The sequence below is a fragment of the Candidatus Hydrothermales bacterium genome (assembly GCA_039630235.1).
GTDB lineage: Bacteria > Hydrothermota > Hydrothermia > Hydrothermales > JAJRUZ01 > JBCNVI01.
In genome coordinates, this window is record JBCNVI010000058.1 from 1 (window position 1) to 660 (window position 660).

A 660-nucleotide genomic window follows, 5' to 3' on the forward strand; every position below is an offset into this window, starting at 1 on the left:
GAAGCCCCGACCAGCAACAGTTGTAGGATCGTTTGTGTCCATATTTTCATCAGGTATAGTCAAACCTGTTTCCTTGCAGAGTTTCTCTATCCTTTTCCAAATCTCTTCTTCATCATGTATTAAATCTTTAGGAATTTCATCAGCAGATATATAGATTTTTCCAGTAGTTCCTTCTTTTGTGCAGACAACAGCCATAGGTTGTTTGTCCATTCTTTTCGCTTGACCTTCTTGCTTTACATAGTCTGAAGTTGCGGTTGTCCCACAGAAAATGCAAGTGGTGTTTCCCCCCTTTGAGAAATTTCCGGGATCAAAGCCAAATTCTTTGATAGCTTCTCTTTCTGTTTCGGCACGGCTTGAGACAACTGTGAATTTAGGTTTTTTGTTCTCAAAGTCAGGTATGACCTTCAAAGCAATGTACCTTTCAGGTTTTTTACATAGCCATGTTTGCCTTACGAGCGGAACAGTAGCACCACAAGTGGTGTTTTTACATCTGACTGTTCTTGTCCAGAGATAAGCAACTGGAGTTAGGGTACCATATTCTTTGGATACAATGGGTTTGTAGAGCTCTCCAATCTCTTCGTAAGCCCTTTCTATAATCCATTTGCCCCATTTTTCGACTTCTTCCACAAGTCTTTTGCCGTATTTTTGAGGATAGACCAA

1 protein-coding gene is annotated in these 660 nt (G+C 40.5%); it reads right to left on the reverse strand.

All coding sequences use genetic code 11. From position 1 onward, the window contains the following. A partial coding sequence (locus ABDH49_09280) for a DUF1156 domain-containing protein (protein ID MEN3047129.1) occupies window positions 1–660 on the reverse strand: 660 nt, incomplete at both ends.